Here is a 15,092-nt window from a genome sequence, read left to right on the forward strand (position 1 = left end):
ATGCACTGAACCTCAACGAAGATTCAGTGCGGCTGTGATTTATAAAACGGCAATAGGATATGAACCCAATACGCGAAGCTCTTTCACCAACGGGCGGATTTCTTCCAGCGCAGCTTTCACATTGTCCTGTTCAACATGGCCTTCCAAGTCAATAAAGAACACATAGGCCCATTTTTCTGGCAATGCAGGACGCGTTTCAATACTGGTTAAGCTAATTTTATGCTTCGCAAATGGCGCTAGAATTTCCAGCAATGCACCGGCACGGTCATGTGCAGAAATTAACAAAGAAGTTTTATCATTGCCGCTTTGTGGAATTTTCTCACGGCCAATAACCAAGAAACGCGTGGTGTTTTCTGGATTGTCTTCGATATTGCTATGTAAAATTTCTAGACCGTAGATATTTGATGCTACTTCAGAAGCAATCGCAGCTGAGTGCCATTCGTTGCGGATACGGCGCGCGGCTTCTGCATTTGAGCTCAGCGCTACACGTTCTACACCTGGATAATGCGCATCGAGCCAGCCGCGGCATTGCGCCAAAGTTTGCTGATGGGCATAAATCTGTTTAATACTGTCTTTGCGGGTATTTTCAGAAATCAGGAACTGATGATGAATTGGCAATTCAACCTCGCCAATCACATTTAAATGCGACGTTTTAAAGCAGTCCAGCGTGTGATTTACAACGCCTTCTGATGAGTTTTCGACAGGCACTAAACCATAATGCGCACTGCCTGCTTCCACTTCACGGAAAACTTCATCAATGGTTGGCAATGGACGGATAACCGCATCTTGACCAAAATGCTTTAATACAGCCGAATGCGTATATGTGCCTACAGGCCCTAGAAATGCAATGCTTTGCGGCGCCTCTAACGCAAGGCAAGCCGACATGATTTCACGGAATAAACGCGCCATCGTTGCATCAGACAGCGGACCTTCGTTGCGCTCCATAACTTTGCGCAAAACTTGCGCTTCACGCTCAGGACGGTAAAACAGCGGGTTCTCTTCAGCAGCGAATTTCGCTTTAGCAACAGCTTCCGCCAATTTAGCGCGGCGGTTAATCAACTGCTGGATCTGCATATCAACTGAGTCAATATCCTCGCGGATTTGAACTAAGTCGAGAGAAGCCGTGGTGTTCTGATCGTCATTGATCATTGTTATGTCGCCCTTCAAAATCATGGTTGCAAACATTATAACAATAGTTAGCTTTCAAATGTTGCGCAATACGACATTCATTGATTCAGCCTTAAAAACAGACAGTTGTTTAAAACATCAGCAGCTCTGAAATTTATCATCAAAAATATTGCTATAAAAACTGATGTAAAAAACGGTAAATCATCTTGACTTTGATTGTAGTTAAATCACCTTTTGCCGCTTGGAGTATTTATCTATAAGCACAGAGCTTTTAGCAATAATAAAAATTAACAAATATGCCTAGTTTTTCGCTTGGATATACATTAAATTCTAGATAAACACGCTTAAAAAATCACCACTTACTTTTAATTTATAAATTTTTCATTATGGCTAGCATCTTGAATAACGATTTACAGACCAATCCGCTGCAAAGCTGACACGATTTTTTAAGCTTTGTACTTTAGTCTTCTAAAATGCAATACAGGAGCGCCTCTCATGCGCAAAAGAATCGCTGTACTGGTAACACATGATTTTGAAGATTCCGAATATGCCGAACCCGTAGAGGCTTTCCGTGCAGCGCGCCATTGCATTTCCAATATTGAACACCGCGCAGGCAATATTGTTCACGGTAAAAACCGCCAGCACAGCGTGACCATCGACCAAAGTATAGATCATGCTTCAATTGATGATTTTGACGCCCTGCTGATTCCGGGCGGGCATTCGCCTGAACGGCTACGCAGTGACGAACGCTATGTCAATTTCGTGCGGAATTTTGCCGGCGCTTATAAACCCATTATGTGCATCTGCCATGGGCCGCAATTACTGATCAATGCCCATGTTGTGAAAGGCCGCAGAATGACCACTATCGCACCCATTATCTTAGAACTGCAGGATGCAGGCGCTGTGTATTTTGATCAGCCTGTGGTGAATGATAATAATCTGTATATCACATCAAGAGCACCCAAAGATCTGCCTGAATTTATTCGGGAAACCTTAGAGGTTCTCCGCTTATAAGCAAAATAAAAGAGCCGCTCGGCTCTTTTATTTTATTAGTTTAAATTAGCGTCCTAAGATGCTGCGCGCGACAATCTCTTTCATAATTTCATTGGTTCCGCCATAAATACGCTGAATTCTGGCATCTACAAATAAGCGTGAAATTGGATATTCTGTCATATAGCCATAGCCGCCAAACAGCTGCAGCAGATTATCCGCAATTTTCATCTGCATGTCTGTGGCAAAGCTTTTCAGGGCTGCCGCTGTTTCTACATCCAGCTTGCCTTGCATGTAAAGCTCTACATTGCGCTCATAAAATGCCGCTGTTGCCAGTTCATCAATTTTGGCTTGCGCCATGACAAAACGGGTATTTTGGAATTGGCCAATTTGCTGACCAAAAGCTTGACGCTCTTTAACATATTGCACCGCAATATCAATTGAACCGCGTATTGCGCCAATTGCAGTTGAAGCAATGGCTGTGCGCTCACGCGGCAATTCCTGCATCAAATAAGCAAAGCCTTGACCAGCCTGCCCCAGCAGCTGATCTTTAGGCACTTTTACATTGTCATAAAACAACTCAGATGTATCTTGTGAATGCAGACCAATCTTGTCTAAGTTCGTGCCTTTTTTGAAGCCTTCTAAATGCGTATCGACCAATAACAACGACACGCCTTTGGCACGTGCCTGCGGGTCAGTCTTGGCTGCTAGAACGACAAGATCAGCATGCTGACCATTTGAAATGAACGTTTTAGAACCGTTTAGTAAATAATGATCGCCCTGCAAAATTGCGCTGCTGCGCATTGCCTGTAAATCTGAACCTGCACCCGGCTCAGTCATGCCAATTGCGCCAACCACTTCACCGCTGACCATTTTAGGCAGCCAATATTGCTTTTGCGCTTCAGAACCAATATGCAGAATATACGGCGCAGCAATTTCAGAATGGCATGAAATACCTGTAGATAAAGCACTAAAACCTGCACGGGCAGATTCTTCGACCAGCATTAATGAATAATGTGTTGGAACGCCATAACCGCCAAATTCTTCTGGTACATCTACACACAGGAAACCATTGTCACCCAATGCATTCCAAACTGAACGCGGCATAATGCCCTCACGTTCCCATTGCTCATAATGCGGCGCAATCTGCTCTTGCATAAAACGGCGAAAGTTATCTCTGAATAATTCTAAATCTGCATCATAAGCCAGCATTAAGTTCTTCCTTCTGAACATTGTTGTTTTGATTGATTCCATCCTAGATAAGTTTTGCTGCCATGTCATGCTGTAAAACTGAGCGTTCAACTTTTAGAAATACAGCTTGTGACGTAATTTTAAATTCTTATAAATCTTCAAATTTGCATAAAAAAAGGAAGCCGAAGCTTCCCTTTTTAAGTCTCAAAACACATTAAGCATGCGCTTGATTGCTTTCTTCCTGCATCTTGCGGTCTATTTCCGCAGGATCATTAAGCGCAGCATTCAATTGAACGGTATCCAACTTACCTACCCATTTTGCAACCACAATTGTTGCCAATGAGTTGCCCACTAAGTTGGTCAATGCACGCGCTTCAGACATGAAACGGTCAATACCTAAAATGAGTGCCAAACCTGCAACTGGAATATGACCAACTGCAGACAGCGTAGCCGCCATCACAATAAAGCCTGAACCTGTCACACCCGCAGCGCCTTTAGATGAAATCAGCAATACCGCTAAAAGGGTAATTTCATGCGCTAAATCCAATTGCGTATTGGTCGCTTGCGCAATAAAAATTGCAGCCATGGTCAAATAAATAGATGTACCATCTAGGTTAAATGAATAGCCTGTTGGAATTACTAACCCCACAACTGACTTTTCACAGCCCGCAAGTTCAAGCTTTTTCAGCATGCGCGGCAGCACAGATTCAGATGATGATGTACCCAATACAATTAGTAATTCTTCACGGATCATACGGATCATTTTTAAGATACTGAAACCGCAGAAGCGTGCTATCGAACCTAAAACAATAAAGATGAACAGCAGACAGGTCACATAGAAGCAGATAATTAACTGCGCCAATTGCGCCAATGAACCAATGCCATATTTGCCAATCGTAAACGCCATAGCGCCAAAAGCGCCAATCGGAGCAAGCTTCATAATCATATTTACAATGTTGAAGAACACATGTGAAATTTGATCAATGAATTTTAGAACCGGCTTACCTGCATCGCCTAATTTATGCAGGGCAAAACCAAACAAGAGCGCAAACATAAGCACTTGCAGAATCTCGCCTTCAGCAAATGCGCCAACGACTGTATTTGGAATAATATTCAGCAAGAAATCAATCGTCGATTGCGACGCACCCGACTCTACATACTTTGAAATACCTGATGTATCTAAAGTAGCAGGGTCAATATTCATGCCCACACCCGGTTTAGCAATATTAATTACGACTAAACCAATCACCAGCGCCAAAGTCGACACTACTTCAAAGTAAAGCAGTGCAATACCGCCCGTTTTACCCACAGATTTCATGCTTTCCATGCCAGCAATACCGCTCACTACGGTACAGAAAATCACTGGCGCGATAATCATTTTAATCAGTTTAATAAAAGCATCACCCAGCGGCTTAAGCTGCTCGCCTAAGCCCGGAACGCTTTGCTTTACGCCATTAACTATTTCGGTCGTGCTTGGCGAAAAATGCCCTACAATCACACCAAGAATAATGGCAACAATCACTTGAAAATACAGCGACTTATAAATTGGTTTTTTCGTCATGAGAATACTTCACAATATACTTCTGTTTACAGAAGCTTCCGTTTGTTCTGTCTATTTACTTTAAAAATAAACAACCCGAACTCATTTGCCGCTGACAAAAGAGTAAAACGTTGCTGAATTCAATCCAGCAAGCAAATAGTGTGAAAATCGATTTCGGTAAAATCACCCATGCCCTTTTAAGGCTTGGAATAGGAGAAACAGCACACAAAAATACGCGGGAATTTTACCAAGTTATAAACTGCTCGTTTTGCCTGTTATGTTAATTTTGCTCAATAAATATACTTTTCTTATTAGACTATGGTCTATCATTAGACGAAATAAGAATAAAAAATTGGCTGAAAAAACCCAACCATAAAAGTAGACTACAATGTTTGCCTATACTTTTACAATCAGCTGCCATGAATACAAAACGAAATATCTACAAAGATTTTGAACATCCATTTGCACAGTTTGTCCGCATTGTCGGCAAGGGTAAAAACGGCGCCCGCTCGCTGACCTATGATGAAGCCTATCAGGCCTTCAGTATGATTTTAAAAGATGAAGTTCTGGATGTGCAGCTCGGCGCATTCCTCATGCTGCTGCGTGTAAAAGAAGAATCTGTAGATGAGCTGACGGGCTTTGTGCAAGCCACGCGTGACCAGCTGAATTTCAAGCCGCTGCAGGTAGATTTAGACTGGTCATCTTATGCAGGAAAACGTAAGCACTATCCATGGTTTTTACTGGCAGCGCTCACTCTTGCTCATCATGGCTATAAAGTGGTGATGCATGGCGCTTCGGGCCATACCATTAACCGCTTGTATACCGAACAGGTATTGGAATATTTAAGTTATCCAATTTGCCAAAATGACCTCGATGTAGAGCAGCAATTAAAACAGCGCAATTTTGCCTATATGCCATTAGAAGCCATTTCACCTATTTTAAGTGACCTGATTTCACTGCGTAATGTGATGGGGCTGCGCTCGCCTATTCATACGCTGGCGCGTTTAATCAATCCGTTTAATGCCAAAGCAACCATGCAGGCCATTTTTCATCCGGCTTACCGCAGCTCGCATCAGCAGGCCGCCTTTAAACTTGGCTATCAAAACAGCGCAGTGATTAAAGGTGAAGGCGGAGAATTTGAACGCAATCCGGATGCCAAAACCCTCATCTGCGGTATTAAAGACGGTGAATTATATGAACATGAATTGCCTAAACTGACTGATAACCGCAGCCCAACTGAAGAAGAACTCGATTTAGCTGTCTTTAAAGCCGTTTGGGAAGGCTCGAAAAATCATGAATATGGCGAGATTGCCGTTGTAGAAACTATGGGCATTGCGCTGTATGCAATGGGTGCCGTACAAAGCTATGAAGATGCGATGAATTTAGCTCAAAAACTGTGGCAAACACGCAGTGCAAGCATTTAACCGATATGCTGCAGAATAAAGCAGCAAGATTGATACAGTCCCGTAAAAGATCTGCTAGGCAGAGCAGATCTTTTAATGCTAATTTATTTTTTCGTGATACAGTTATCAAAATAATAGCTACGGAGAATCTATATGAATACGACTTTCAACACAGATTCAGCCTCCGCAGAAAAAGAAATGCGGGCACGGAATGCCCTATATGATGCGCTCATTTTTCGGAATACCTTTACACAGGTGGTCATGCAATTTGTTCAGCTGCATTTAGATGCTATTCCAGCTGAATATTGGACTGCGCATTTTGGCAATCCAAAACCCAGTACAGAACAAATTATTGAGCATTTGGTTTTAAATGACCGCAGTATTTTAAATCAGGACGATCTCACTGAAGAGCAAATCGCTTTTCGCCAAAATCATTTGGACTTTGTCTTACCTGCCAATATCAGCCTGTATTCAATCTGTGTCAGCTTTGAAGAAGGTGAACCTTACAACATCAGCATCAACAATTAAAAAAACCAGCATGATGCTGGTTTTTTTCAGTTTAAGATTTATCAATACCTATCATAAATCTTAGATGTCATTACACAAAACGGATTGGCTTAAATTCCGGCTCTTCCACATGTGAATCACAATGTTCATCTTCTTCTTTGGTGCCACGGTCAATATAGCCGCTGCGCTCTGTTTCAGGCAAGTTCTTCATTTCCCACGCATACACTGCCTGCATGCATGTTTGACGCTGCTCTGCGGTCAGCGCTACACCATTTGGCCATTTTCCAATTTCAATTGCTGTTTTTAAGCGTGCAACAATTTCAGGATCCAGTATGGCAAGCATTTGTTCGATATTCATGGATTAATCCTGCTTAAATGAGTCAAAATCTTGGTTCCAGCCAAGCTTGGTACGGCATGCCATATAAAAGTCATAACCTGGCGGATGGAGCAAATTCAGTTTAAAGGGATGTTTACGGATATGTAAACTATCTCCAACACCCAGTGAAACACTGTGCTGACCGTCTGCGCTGACCATAGGCAGCACACGGTTTTCACGAATCAGAATCTTAATTTCACTTTGACCGCCCACGACAATTGGACGTGAAGACAAAGTATGCGGATGCATAGGCACCAAAGCAATAGCATCCATACTTGGATGCACAATTGGCCCGCCGCCCGACAGTGCATAAGCGGTAGACCCTGTTGGGGTAGATACAATCAGACCATCACTGTGCTGACGATAGACATACTGACCGTCAATGTTCAGCTCGAAGTCAATCATATGTACAGATTTACCTGAATGCAGCACCACATCATTGAGGGCAATCGCATCATAAATGCTTTCACCTTTAGATCGGATTTCAATTTCAAGCAAAAAACGGCGGTCCTGCTGAAATTCACCTTTCAGCACTTGATCCAGCTTAAAAATCACTTCTGTCGGCTTGATATCTGTTAAAAAGCCTAAACGTCCGCGGTTTACACCAATCACTGGCGTGTTGTATTTGACCAAAGCACGCGCCGCATGCAGCAGTGAACCATCACCGCCAACCACAATAACCAAATCTACCACTTCCCCCAGCAAGGCTTTGCTGACTGTCTGGGTGTTGGTATAAGGTACCAATTGAGCTGTTTCTGTATCAAATACAGGATGCAGCCCTAAACTCAGTAAATGATCATGTATCAGGCATAAGGTCTCAACCACTGACGATTTGTCAGGACGTCCAATTAATCCAATATTCCGAAAAGCCTTATGTGAAATATGCACCTGCGCCATTGCTCCGCTACGCTTCATGCTTATCATAGCATTAACGCTTTTGATTTAAAAAAACTTTGATTTACAAACTTTGATTTACCAATAATCTGACAGACACCTGCTTATTTTGCATAGTTATACAGTTTAAATATTGCAAAATGGTCAAAAGCTTCGCATGATTAGCAAAATTTCTCAGGATCTTATCATCATTTATGAAGTCTGAACGCGGCATAGGCATTATCGCATTTATTTTCTGTGTTTTGGTGATTGGCGCATTCGTCGCTTTCAGTGTCTATCTGATTAAAATCGACAATGTAGTCCGCGCTAAATTTGAAGGACAGCGCTGGGATATCCCAGCCAAAGTATTTGCTCGTCCTTTAGAAATTTACAGCAATGCGGCAGTCAGTCAAGATGATGTGCAGGAAGAGCTGAAAATGCTCGGCTATAAAAATGCGGACAGCTATGCTAAAACCGGCAGCTACGTAAATAACGGCAATGAAATGTATGTCCATACCCGTGGATTTGATTTCGGCACCAGTGTAGAGCCTGAGCAAGTTTTAAAGATTTCATTTGGTAAAGATACCATTACAGATGTAAGCGCGACCAAGCCTTCATCAAGCGGCATTGCGCGTTTAGAGCCTATGCTGATTGGCGGGATTTATCCGCAGCACAATGAAGACCGCGTGCTGATTAAACTCAAAAATGTGCCGAAACCTTTGATTGAAGCATTAATTGCAACTGAAGACCGCAATTTCTACAGTCACCACGGTATTTCAGTTCGCGGTACGGCGCGCGCTATTGTCAGCAACGTCACGGGCGGCAAACGTCAAGGCGGCTCGACTTTAACGCAGCAGCTGGTCAAAAACTTTTATCTGAGTCCTGAAAAAACCATCAAGCGTAAAGTCAATGAAGCATTGATGGCCATGCTGATTGAACTGCATTACGACAAAGATGAAATTCTTGAAGCGTATTTAAATGAAGTAAACCTTGGGCAAAACGGCAACTATTCAATTAACGGTTATGGTTTAGCTTCACAGTTTTATTTTGGCTTGCCGCTGCGTGAATTGAATATTGCACAGCAAGCTTATTTAGTCGGCTTAGTGCAAGGCCCTACGCTTTATAATCCATGGCGCAATCCTGAAGCTGCGAAAAAGCGCCGCGACATTGTATTAAACAATATGCTGGTCATGGGCTATTTAACACAGCAGCAATATGAGACTGAAACTGCCCGTCCGCTCAATGTCATTGCAAAACCGACGCTCGGCCCTGCCCGCTTCCCAGACTTCCTTGATATTGTGCGCCGACAGCTGCGTACCGAATACCAAGAAAGTGATTTGACCAATCAGGGTCTAAAGATCTTTACGACACTGGATCCATTGGCGCAAACCCGTGTGCAAAACAGCTTTAAAGAAACGGTTGCCCGCTTAGGCAACGCGAATCCGAGCCGTTTAAAAGAACTGCAAGGCGCTGTGCTGATTACTCATCCTGAAAATGGCGAACTCGTAGCCGCTGTCGGTTCTACCCAAGACTTTACAGGCTTTAACCGTGCGCTGGATGCTAAACGTCAAGTGGGTTCACTTTTAAAGCCAGTGATTTACCTCAGCGCAATTGAATCTGGACGCTACAACTGGGCGAGCCAAATTGAAGACAGCGCAATCAGCATTCAAAGTGAAGGCAAAGCATGGACACCCAAAAACTATAGCGGCGGCGAACACGGCGTAGTTCCCATGTCACAGGCATTGTCTCAATCCTATAACTTATCAGCTGTGCGCTTAGGTCAAGAATTTGGTATTTCGACCTTTATCAATCATCTGAAAAAATTTGGCGTCACTTCAAATATTTCCAGCTATCCATCTATTTATTTAGGTGCGGTGGATATGTCGCCTATGGAAGTCATGAGCATCTATGGCAACTTTGCTACTGGCGGTTTCAAATACCCAGTGAAATCGATCCGCTCTGTTGTAGACACCAACGGTCATACCCTAGAGCGCTACAGCTTATCTGTACAGCCGACTATCGACCCATCTGCCGCCTATGTGCTGAACTATGGCTTACAGCAAGTCATGAATTCTGGCACAGGCCGTTCAGCCTATAACACCTTCCCAACTTCGCTTGAATTGGCGGGTAAATCAGGCACCACCAATGACACCCGTGACTCGTGGTTTGCAGGTTACTCAGGCAATTATGCAGCCGTTGTATGGTTAGGCTTAGATGACAATAAAATTACTGGCCTGACGGGTTCAACTGGCGCCCTGCCAGTGTGGATTAATGTAATGAAGCAGCTGCGTCAGAAACCTGTCAATCTGCGCCAGCCAAACGATGTGCTTTGGCAATGGCTAGATAGCAGCACCGGCGAGCTATCAGCTTCAGGCTGTGCCGGCGCCGTGCATATTCCGCTGCTGCGCAACTCTATGCCTAACCGCTCAACCGCTTGCGCAGAGTCACAATATGAATCACCTGCTAACACAAGTGATACCGAATTCCCTCAAGCAGATTCATCTCCAACTGATAGTTTAGAAAACCTTATCCGCGAAAGTGATACAGGCAATGATCAGGATACTTCTGATGATACCCGTGTCATTTCCAGCGGCAGCTTTAACAACTGAGGTTAGATTTTGATTTTAAAGAATACACTCATCGCTTCGATCCTTCTTATTCTGGCTGGCTGTCAAAGCCTGCCAGCGCCTGAACAGAAAGCGCCAGAGAAAAATGCCCAGAAAGAAAATCCGAAAGTTATCCGAGATTCTTCTGGCGTCATTATTCACCCCTATGATCGTCCAGATATTGAACGTAAACCTGTTGTGATTCCAAAGCAGCCAGAACGTGTTCAGAAGTTTGATGATGGCCGCAACCTGCCTGCCTTTAAAAAGCTGATTCAGCAAACCCAAAGCTTTTACGCAAAAGGCGAACTGAATAAAGCGGAAGATACAGCAATGCAGGCGCAACGCCTCGCACCGCAATCTGCAGAAACTTTTATGTACTTGGCCATGATTGCCAACCGCAAGAACCAGCCAGCCAATGCCGAAGCACTCGCGCAGCGCGGTTTAAGCTATGCGCAAAGCACGCCTATGAAAAAACAGCTATGGAATATTATGCTGCAGGCCGGACAAAAACAGAAGAAAACGCAAACCATTCAAAAAGCGCAGCAAGCATTAAAAGCCCTCTAAAATGGGCTTTAATTTTTTAGATCTGTAATTCAAACTGTTTAGATAAAACGCTGGCCTGCAACTCCATAGGCTCCATGCTGCTGCACCTCTAGCAAATGTTCAGGTGTCATACCGCCCAAAGCAAATACAGGAATGTCCATCTGCTGCGCAATCTGCTCCAACTCAGCCCATCCTAAAGCCGGCGTGTCAGGATGAGTTGCTGTTGGCAACACTGGACTTAATAGAATGGCATCACAGCCGATGTCCTGCGCATGCTGTGCAGAATTTAAATCGTGGCAGGCGGCCAAGTAGCGATGGCCTACCTTAAGATCACCTTTTTTCAGCAATAGGCATTGCGCCTGTTTTAAATGTATTGTGCCGATGGCCTGCTGCTGGATGCTGTTCAGCTGTTTCCATAGTTCTATATTGACAATCAGTTGATCCAGCACACTGATATTCTCTTGCGCAAGCGCTTCTACATTCGCCTGTACCGCATCGACACGCCAATACAGCAGCTGATGCTCAGTAAGCTGCGCTAAAGCAGTTAAATCATCTGAAATTTTAATCTGCCGCTGCCAATGCAAGCGCTTCAGCATGGCTTTATTGGCTTTAGGAAAATTTAAATCCAGCAGTTCATTGCGCTGATACCACGTCCACGGCTGCTGAATTTCGTTGAGCAGCGCGTCTGGTACTGCGGCATGAAAAAGATGCAAATTAACAATAACATCGTCATATTCATGGCGAATGAAATCAAAGGCATGCCAATCATTTATGCCAACACCCACTTCTTCAAACACTTCACGGCGGCATGCTTCTTCAGGCGTTTCACCTTCCTCAACTTTACCGCCAGGAAATTCATGCTTATTGCCTTGATGCTGAGATGCTTCGCGCCATCCCACCAAAACTTTGCCTCGATGCAGCAGAATACCAATAGCAATATGCAAATTCGGTTTTGACATAACAGCCTGTTCCATGTTCTTCAAATTTTACTTAGTGTAAGCAAAAATGATTTTTTATAAAATATTCTCATTTACCGTTGACAGGCCTATTCGATAATGATTATCATTTAAATCACTCAAACACACCACGGAGTCGACGGAATGAACGCACCTTTTAGCTTATTTACACGCAACACTGAATCTCATCATGCACTGCCAATGCTGCATTCTAATAACTTATTTGCATTAGGCCGTGAAATCCGCATTATGCATGCAGGAGAAGAATACCGTTTGCGATTAACCCGCAATAATCGCTTAATTCTCACAAAATAACAAAAAGCTAGAGATAATAATAAACGTGGAAACAAGCAGTATGAATCAGCGCATACTGCTTTTTTATGCTTTAAAACAGCATCCTTTATAAAAATCTTCAAACGATGCCTTAGGCTAAAGGCAACTCAATTTTCACTTCTAAGCCGCCCAGCACAGATTGAGAAAATACAATACTGCCTTGATGCAGCTCAATGACTTTCTTGCAAATCGACAAACCCAGTCCAGTTCCTTGTGTTTGCGTACCCAGCGCACGGTAAAACCGCTCACCTAAGCGCGCCAGAACTTCATCCGTCACTTCTGTACCATTATCTGCAATCACCCACTGCGCCTGACCTTGATTGACACTCATACTAATATTCAGCTGGCCATTGCGCTGAGCATAGCGAATGGCGTTATCCACTAAATTGCGCAAGCATGTGAAGATCAGCTCTGCATTGGCATAAATAGGCAAATCTGCCGCCTGTACATGGGTCTGAATGCTTTTTTCCTGTACAAATGGTGCAAGGGCCTGCAGTACTTCAGAGGTCGTGTCTGCCAAATCAATCTTTGATTTAGGCAAATCTTCAGGGTTTGAAGGATCCAGCCTTGCCAGCAATAAAAGATTTTCCAGCACCTGCGTGCCACGGTTGACATCCTGTTGAATCTGCTTCAGCTCATCGGGCAGCTGCGCATGGTCTTGATATTTGCGTTTAAGCACCTGCACACGCATTTGTATAGCTGACAACGGAGAGCGCAATTCATGTGATGCATCGGCTGTAAAGCGCTGCTCAGCAATCAGCGCATGTTTTACCCGTTCCAGCATATGATTGAGCTGCTTGACCATTGGCTGTAATTCTGCCAGTTCAGGCTGCTGTGAAATAATCGGTTCCAAATCATTGGCGCTCTTTTCAGAAATTTGATGCGACAGCGCATGAATAGATTTAAATTGGCGTTTGATTAAAATATGCACAATCAGCCATTGCAAGCACCAAAGCACGGCCAAAATCGCAGCATAGCTTGCCGTGGTCGAAACAATTTCCTCAAAACGGGCTGCAAGCGGCTGAACCGCATAAACCGTCATGTCTGAATTATACTGTACAAAAGTCCGCCAAAGCTCTCCCTGATGCCACATCAGGGAATACCCCTGTCCTGCATGCTGCCGCAGATACTGAAATACATCATTTTCAGCATCTTCAGACTGGGTAAGGGTTTGGCCTTTAAACACCAAGCGGTAATGGATATCAAACTGATCACTCAATTCATCAACTTGCTGCCCTGAGGATTTAGTAATATCCGACAGCATCAGCATGTCTGAAATTTCATCCATGATCTGATCTTGCAGAGACATGATTTGATACGCTGAAATGCCCAACAGCAGCACCAAGGCAATTAAACCTGCAGCAATAGAACTGAAAACTGAAGTTTTAACTAAACGCCGCTGCAGTGAAACCGCCTGTTGTTTTTGCATGCCTTAATCCTGAGGCTGATTCATGCGGTAACCCAAACCGCGAATGGTTTTAATATACTGGCTGCCAATTTTTTTACGCAGCTGATAAATAAACACTTCAATCGCGTTGCTTTCAATTTCATCCCCCCATGCATACAGCGACTCCTCCAGCTGTTCGCGGGTAATGATGTGCTCTGGTTTTTGCATCAGCTTATACAAAATTTGAAATTCTTTAGCTGTGAGCGTCAAGGTTTCATTTTTATGAACCACAATTTTAGCTTGTGTATCTAAGGTCAAACCCGCGAAATGGATTTTTTGGCTATTCACATTATGCTTTTGACGCATTTGCGAACGCACGCGGGCAGACAGCTCTTCCAGACTGAAAGGTTTTACCAAATAGTCATTGGCGCCTAAATCCAGACCTTCGACTCGGTCTTGCACACTGTCGCGAGCTGTTAAAAAGATGACAGGTGTATTCAGCTGTTTTTTTCGCAGCGCCTGCAGAATTTCATCACCCGTTGCCTTGGGCAAGCCGCGGTCTAAGAGCACGCAGTCATATTGATGCTGTTCAATCGCTGAAATGGCAAAGTCACCGCGCTCCACCCAATCAATACTATAGCCATCCATTTCCAGCCAGGTTTTAATGCTTTGCGCCTGAGAGGCATCATCCTCTGCCAATAGAATTCTCATCTCATCTCCGCTTATATTTTTCTGTTATTTCACAACATCATACTGCTTAATTTCAGCAAATTTCACTGATGACACAAATAAAAACAGCATGGTCATTCGGTATGGCCATGCTGTGATCTAATACAATTGTATTGCATCTTTGCGCTTTAGAATTTCACACTATCTACATCAACACTGACGTGCTTCGCGGGTTTGTAATCCACGTCAATTTCGCCGTTAATAGTGAGCGGTGTTTTGGCTGCAACTTTTTTACCGTGCCAAAGTTTGTCGTCAATTTCTACCGTCATCGTGCCAGTGCTGTCACGGAATTGATATTTCTCATCGCCCAGCGCTTTAACCACGTTACCTTTCAGCTCAACCTTGGTATCGTCTTTCAGGCTAAGCGCCTGTTTTACCGTTACTGCTTTAGCAAAAGCGGTATGATTCACTGCGGGTTCAGCTGCAGCTGGCGCTTTTACCGTATTTGCTATAGCCACCGCTGATACAGCAGTAAAACCAGCTGCCAAAATTACTTTAGTGAACTTATTCATCGTTCTAGCCTCATAGTC

At 43.8% G+C, this 15,092-nt stretch carries 15 protein-coding genes; 6 read left to right on the top strand and 9 right to left on the bottom strand.

Annotated features, from left to right (window positions below):
* Positions 1 to 39: 39 nt before the first annotated feature.
* A complete protein-coding gene (gene pheA / locus B9T34_RS00545) occupies positions 40 to 1,149 on the bottom strand; it encodes a prephenate dehydratase (protein ID WP_086211633.1) in 1,110 nt (369 codons plus the stop codon).
* A 474-nt stretch (positions 1,150 to 1,623) separates the two neighbouring features.
* Here pheA and B9T34_RS00550 point away from each other — a divergent pair, with 474 nt between their 5' ends.
* A complete protein-coding gene (locus B9T34_RS00550; protein ID WP_086211222.1) occupies positions 1,624 to 2,142 on the top strand; it encodes a type 1 glutamine amidotransferase domain-containing protein in 519 nt (172 codons plus the stop codon).
* A gap of 45 nt (positions 2,143 to 2,187) precedes the next feature.
* Here B9T34_RS00550 and B9T34_RS00555 read toward each other — a convergent pair whose 3' ends face one another.
* Complete coding sequence (locus B9T34_RS00555) at positions 2,188 to 3,330, bottom strand: acyl-CoA dehydrogenase family protein (RefSeq protein WP_086211223.1); 1,143 nt, start codon at positions 3,328 to 3,330, stop codon at positions 2,188 to 2,190.
* A 193-nt stretch (positions 3,331 to 3,523) separates the two neighbouring features.
* Positions 3,524 to 4,870 carry a dicarboxylate/amino acid:cation symporter gene (locus B9T34_RS00560; protein WP_086211224.1) on the bottom strand — a complete coding sequence of 449 codons (1,347 nt, stop codon included), beginning with the start codon at positions 4,868 to 4,870 and terminating at the stop codon, positions 3,524 to 3,526.
* Between the two features lie 398 nt (positions 4,871 to 5,268).
* Here B9T34_RS00560 and B9T34_RS00565 point away from each other — a divergent pair, with 398 nt between their 5' ends.
* Complete coding sequence (locus B9T34_RS00565) at positions 5,269 to 6,273, top strand: glycosyl transferase family protein (RefSeq protein ID WP_086211225.1); 1,005 nt, start codon at positions 5,269 to 5,271, stop codon at positions 6,271 to 6,273.
* 132 nt (positions 6,274 to 6,405) lie between these two features.
* Positions 6,406 to 6,780: a hypothetical protein gene (locus tag B9T34_RS00570; protein ID WP_086211226.1), complete on the top strand. Its 375-nt coding sequence runs from the start codon at positions 6,406 to 6,408 to the stop codon at positions 6,778 to 6,780.
* A gap of 70 nt (positions 6,781 to 6,850) precedes the next feature.
* Here the strand turns inward: B9T34_RS00570 and B9T34_RS00575 are convergent, their stop codons facing one another.
* Complete coding sequence (locus B9T34_RS00575; RefSeq protein ID WP_086211227.1) at positions 6,851 to 7,117, bottom strand: YeaC family protein; 267 nt, start codon at positions 7,115 to 7,117, stop codon at positions 6,851 to 6,853.
* 3 nt (positions 7,118 to 7,120) lie between these two features.
* Positions 7,121 to 8,059 carry an NAD(+) kinase gene (locus tag B9T34_RS00580; protein WP_086211228.1) on the bottom strand — a complete coding sequence of 313 codons (939 nt, stop codon included), beginning with the start codon at positions 8,057 to 8,059 and terminating at the stop codon, positions 7,121 to 7,123.
* 164 nt (positions 8,060 to 8,223) lie between these two features.
* On the opposite strand from B9T34_RS00580, the gene mrcB reads away from it, so the two are divergent.
* The gene (gene mrcB, locus B9T34_RS00585) at positions 8,224 to 10,617 is read left to right on the top strand and encodes a penicillin-binding protein 1B (RefSeq protein WP_086211229.1); all 2,394 of its coding nucleotides are present in this window, start codon (positions 8,224 to 8,226) and stop codon (positions 10,615 to 10,617) included.
* Positions 10,618 to 10,629: 12 nt separating this feature from the next.
* On the top strand, positions 10,630 to 11,178 hold the full coding sequence (locus B9T34_RS00590; RefSeq protein WP_171265099.1) for a tetratricopeptide repeat protein: 549 nt from the start codon (positions 10,630 to 10,632) through the stop codon (positions 11,176 to 11,178).
* Between the two features lie 38 nt (positions 11,179 to 11,216).
* On the opposite strand, the gene B9T34_RS00595 is transcribed toward B9T34_RS00590, so the two are convergent.
* Positions 11,217 to 12,116: a thiamine phosphate synthase gene (locus tag B9T34_RS00595; protein WP_086211231.1), complete on the bottom strand. Its 900-nt coding sequence runs from the start codon at positions 12,114 to 12,116 to the stop codon at positions 11,217 to 11,219.
* Positions 12,117 to 12,257: 141 nt separating this feature from the next.
* On the opposite strand from B9T34_RS00595, the gene hemP reads away from it, so the two are divergent.
* Positions 12,258 to 12,428, top strand: coding sequence for a hemin uptake protein HemP (hemP, locus tag B9T34_RS00600; RefSeq protein WP_086211232.1), 171 nt, complete (start codon positions 12,258 to 12,260; stop codon positions 12,426 to 12,428).
* Between the two features lie 109 nt (positions 12,429 to 12,537).
* Here hemP and B9T34_RS00605 read toward each other — a convergent pair whose 3' ends face one another.
* The 3 genes from B9T34_RS00605 to B9T34_RS00615 form a co-directional block, all read right to left on the bottom strand.
* Positions 12,538 to 13,875 carry a sensor histidine kinase gene (locus B9T34_RS00605; RefSeq protein WP_086211233.1) on the bottom strand — a complete coding sequence of 446 codons (1,338 nt, stop codon included), beginning with the start codon at positions 13,873 to 13,875 and terminating at the stop codon, positions 12,538 to 12,540.
* A 3-nt stretch (positions 13,876 to 13,878) separates the two neighbouring features.
* The gene (locus tag B9T34_RS00610) at positions 13,879 to 14,544 is read right to left on the bottom strand and encodes a response regulator transcription factor (protein ID WP_086211234.1); all 666 of its coding nucleotides are present in this window, start codon (positions 14,542 to 14,544) and stop codon (positions 13,879 to 13,881) included.
* 146 nt (positions 14,545 to 14,690) lie between these two features.
* Complete coding sequence (locus B9T34_RS00615; protein ID WP_086211235.1) at positions 14,691 to 15,074, bottom strand: NirD/YgiW/YdeI family stress tolerance protein; 384 nt, start codon at positions 15,072 to 15,074, stop codon at positions 14,691 to 14,693.
* Positions 15,075 to 15,092: the final 18 nt, after the last annotated feature.

The sequence above is a fragment of the Acinetobacter sp. ANC 3813 genome (assembly GCF_002135435.1).
In the GTDB taxonomy this organism is placed as follows: domain Bacteria; phylum Pseudomonadota; class Gammaproteobacteria; order Pseudomonadales; family Moraxellaceae; genus Acinetobacter.

Bases quoted from the DNA above. Each gene is read 5' to 3' on its own strand.
- pheA (WP_086211633.1), bottom strand. From the start codon at position 1,149: ATGATCAATGACGATCAGAACACCACGGCTTCTCTCGACTTAGTTCAA.
- B9T34_RS00550 (WP_086211222.1), top strand. From the start codon at position 1,624: ATGCGCAAAAGAATCGCTGTACTGGTAACACATGATTTTGAAGATTCC.
- B9T34_RS00555 (WP_086211223.1), bottom strand. From the start codon at position 3,330: ATGCTGGCTTATGATGCAGATTTAGAATTATTCAGAGATAACTTTCGC.
- B9T34_RS00560 (WP_086211224.1), bottom strand. From the start codon at position 4,870: ATGACGAAAAAACCAATTTATAAGTCGCTGTATTTTCAAGTGATTGTT.
- B9T34_RS00565 (WP_086211225.1), top strand. From the start codon at position 5,269: ATGAATACAAAACGAAATATCTACAAAGATTTTGAACATCCATTTGCA.
- B9T34_RS00570 (WP_086211226.1), top strand. From the start codon at position 6,406: ATGAATACGACTTTCAACACAGATTCAGCCTCCGCAGAAAAAGAAATG.
- B9T34_RS00575 (WP_086211227.1), bottom strand. From the start codon at position 7,117: ATGAATATCGAACAAATGCTTGCCATACTGGATCCTGAAATTGTTGCA.
- B9T34_RS00580 (WP_086211228.1), bottom strand. From the start codon at position 8,059: ATGATAAGCATGAAGCGTAGCGGAGCAATGGCGCAGGTGCATATTTCA.
- mrcB (WP_086211229.1), top strand. From the start codon at position 8,224: ATGAAGTCTGAACGCGGCATAGGCATTATCGCATTTATTTTCTGTGTT.
- B9T34_RS00595 (WP_086211231.1), bottom strand. From the start codon at position 12,116: ATGTCAAAACCGAATTTGCATATTGCTATTGGTATTCTGCTGCATCGA.
- hemP (WP_086211232.1), top strand. From the start codon at position 12,258: ATGAACGCACCTTTTAGCTTATTTACACGCAACACTGAATCTCATCAT.
- B9T34_RS00605 (WP_086211233.1), bottom strand. From the start codon at position 13,875: ATGCAAAAACAACAGGCGGTTTCACTGCAGCGGCGTTTAGTTAAAACT.
- B9T34_RS00610 (WP_086211234.1), bottom strand. From the start codon at position 14,544: ATGAGAATTCTATTGGCAGAGGATGATGCCTCTCAGGCGCAAAGCATT.
- B9T34_RS00615 (WP_086211235.1), bottom strand. From the start codon at position 15,074: ATGAATAAGTTCACTAAAGTAATTTTGGCAGCTGGTTTTACTGCTGTA.